Genomic DNA, 2,646 nt, shown 5'->3' with positions numbered 1-2,646 from the left:
AGGGATTCCCCGACATTTTACAGTTTTTTTCCTTTTCTTGGTTTTTTGTAACATATTGAATACTTAACTTGTTAAATCAGGTATTTAGATTAGCCGTAATAGACACTAGTTAACTAAAGTTCCTATTAATATCGGTTTTCATGGCAGAATTTTCCGTATCCATCAAGCTTAAGACCCAGTTGCTGCAGGCGTTAGCCCAGCAGGTTGCCGTGTCGTTTAATGACGGCATTGGAAAAGCGATTCACGCTACCTCAGCTCAGTTATATAAGAAACTAGAGGATGCTGAGGATTGGCTGCGAGCGGATTTTTCTTTAGCCATTAATCTTCTAGAAGCAAATAGTGAATGGTTTGCTGCACAGGTTGCAAACAATGCTATTGGCGCTCTGAAGGAGGTTGAGCAGAGTTTATCAAATGAAGAGGTGCTCAGTGATGAACTAGAGCAAGTGAAAACTGATACACAAAAGCCGCATGGTGGCGATAAGCTTGATGGATACGGAAAATTCTGCCATGAAAACCGATATTAATAGGAACTTTAGTTAACTAGTGTCTATTACGGCTAATCTAAATACCTGATTTAACAAGTTAAGTATTCAATATGTTACAAAAAACCAAGAAAAGGAAAAAAACTGTAAAATGTCGGGGAATCCCTACCTATCCTTTGATATCATTACGCGATAGGTCGGGACTCCCCTGCTTTCATTCAGGAAAACTTATGAACCAGCTGTTTGTTAACAACCTCAGTGTTATCGATTTCTCTTACTATGACTTTCAACGCGGGATACTCGGTGAAAGCTGGATCGTGGACATAGTGCTTAGTGGTGAGCTGGATGATCAGGGAATGGTCTTTGACTTCGGTCATGTAAAAAAGCAGATTAAGCAAATAATCGATGAAGAACTCGATCACCGCTTTGTGATATCAGCACAAGCCAAAAACCTTGAAGTAAAACAAGATAAAGGTGTGTGTGAGCTAAATTGGAAAAACGTCATGGGGTCTTATCAACACATATCCCCGGAATCAGCGGTGCTAGTACTTGATGTAAAAACCATCAATACTAAAACCGTTGCAGCTTATCTCGAAACAATAATTCTTAATGCCCTTCCTGACAATGTCAGTAAGGTCGAACTTTCTCTTAGTGAGGAGCACATTGACGGTGCTTATTACCACTATAGCCACGGCCTCAAAAAACATGACGGCAACTGCCAGAGAATCGTTCACGGTCACCGTTCAAAAATTGAGATATTTGAAAACCACCAACGAAATTTCGACTTAGAAGACTATTGGGCGGCTTGCTTCCGAAATATTTATATAGGTACGCAAGAAGATATTGTCGAGGAGTTTGATATTGACGGTAAAGCGCACGTAACGTTTGCCTATAGAGCACAACAAGGTAAGTTTAGTGTTACGCTCCCTGCCAAACGTGTCTACTTAATTGATAGCGACTCAACTGTTGAGTTAATTGCTCAACATGTCGCCCTACGCTGTAAAGAAATGAAGCCCGCCAACCATTATCGCGTCAATGCCTACGAAGGCGTCGGAAAAGGCTCTATTGCTGTTTCCAAATAAAGACACGCCCCTTACATAATTCGTCGGAAAGTTAGATTAATTCGCTCTGCAACCTCGCGTCGAGTTTTTGGCGCCTGGTGTAACCAATTCTTTTGCACGCCGGATTTCATTAGCAATAAAGAACCGTGCTCAAGCTCCAGCTGATATTTTTCTCCCTCTTTCCTTTTGTGTTTTAGCTGGAAGTAGCGACTTTGACCAAAGCTAAGTGAAGCGATAATCGGGTCAGGGCCTAAGCTTGATTCGTCATCACTATGCCAGGATACGCTGTCTTGACCATTACGGTAGCGGTTGACCAAGACACCATTGAATATTTCACCCGTACGCTGCTCTACCAAGATCTTTATATTTTGCAATAAGGGCGTCCAGTTTTTCGGCTTTGCAGCGATCCCAGAATAGCTGTAAGAGATGTTAGGATCACCATACCATGCACTGAGCCGCGGTATTGGGCGCTCGACACCATACATTTGAATATACTCTTGCTGCCATTCGATATCGCAAAGCAAAGACTTAAATAAGCTGTCAGCTTCACTGCGAGAATAAAAGTGACGGTAATAACTTAAGGCCCCACCATCTAAGCCAATATCAATTGCTTCTGGGTAAGCGTGAGCACTAGTTTCAAATAGATCTTCTGTCATCGATATATTATGAAGCTAAGACACAAAAAAAGGGAAGCTCTATGCTTCCCTTTTATAGATAAACCAACTCAGGCCAAATCAGTTTATTATATTGTCGCGTTGACTGCGCTTCTATTTATACTCCGTAACTACAGCTAGCAGCTTAGGCTACGTCTTGCGCTGATTTCATTTTTGCTTTCATTTCCTCACGAAACACTTCGATTGGGTCATAATGCAACCGGTGTGGATCCATATCGTGCTTCATTGTCCACATCATATAATCTAATAACTCTTGCTGTGCTTTTTCTTGTGCTTTACGTGCGCTACGGATATTTACAACATTTGATGTTTCAGTCTTTTCCACCATTTGTACTTCGTTGTTAGTTGCGAACATATTTATCACCCGTCAATTTAATCTGCTAATTAATCAATTTTTTGTATTTGTACTTCTCTTTGAAGTACATTTTT

General features: G+C 41.0%; 4 protein-coding genes. 2 read left to right on the top strand and 2 right to left on the bottom strand.

Going from position 1 to position 2,646, the window contains the following annotated elements; translation table 11 throughout:
- The first annotated feature begins 140 nt into the window (after window positions 1–140).
- Together A3763_RS00085 and A3763_RS00080 are read left to right on the top strand one after the other, a co-directional pair.
- A complete protein-coding gene (locus A3763_RS00085) occupies window positions 141–524 on the top strand; it encodes a hypothetical protein (RefSeq protein ID WP_068759793.1) in 384 nt (127 codons plus the stop codon).
- 188 nt (window positions 525–712) lie between these two features.
- Window positions 713–1,564: a 6-carboxytetrahydropterin synthase gene (locus A3763_RS00080; RefSeq protein ID WP_068510568.1), complete on the top strand. Its 852-nt coding sequence runs from the start codon at window positions 713–715 to the stop codon at window positions 1,562–1,564.
- Window positions 1,565–1,575: 11 nt separating this feature from the next.
- Here the strand turns inward: A3763_RS00080 and A3763_RS00075 are convergent, their stop codons facing one another.
- Together A3763_RS00075 and A3763_RS00070 are read right to left on the bottom strand one after the other, a co-directional pair.
- Window positions 1,576–2,199: an alpha-ketoglutarate-dependent dioxygenase AlkB gene (locus tag A3763_RS00075; RefSeq protein WP_068510570.1), complete on the bottom strand. Its 624-nt coding sequence runs from the start codon at window positions 2,197–2,199 to the stop codon at window positions 1,576–1,578.
- A gap of 142 nt (window positions 2,200–2,341) precedes the next feature.
- Window positions 2,342–2,572: a hypothetical protein gene (locus A3763_RS00070; RefSeq protein ID WP_068634060.1), complete on the bottom strand. Its 231-nt coding sequence runs from the start codon at window positions 2,570–2,572 to the stop codon at window positions 2,342–2,344.
- Window positions 2,573–2,646: the final 74 nt, after the last annotated feature.

It is taken from the genome of Oleiphilus sp. HI0128 (genome assembly GCF_001635365.1).
Note: the sequence above shows the minus strand (reverse complement) of the source record. Positions and strands in the feature narration are given on the sequence as shown.

What these genes read in the sequence shown, in the direction of transcription:
- A3763_RS00085 (WP_068759793.1), top strand. Translation starts at nt 141, where the DNA reads ATGGCAGAATTTTCCGTATCCATCAAGCTTAAGACCCAGTTGCTGCAG.
- A3763_RS00080 (WP_068510568.1), top strand. Translation starts at nt 713, where the DNA reads ATGAACCAGCTGTTTGTTAACAACCTCAGTGTTATCGATTTCTCTTAC.
- A3763_RS00075 (WP_068510570.1), bottom strand. Translation starts at nt 2,199, where the DNA reads ATGACAGAAGATCTATTTGAAACTAGTGCTCACGCTTACCCAGAAGCA.
- A3763_RS00070 (WP_068634060.1), bottom strand. Translation starts at nt 2,572, where the DNA reads ATGTTCGCAACTAACAACGAAGTACAAATGGTGGAAAAGACTGAAACA.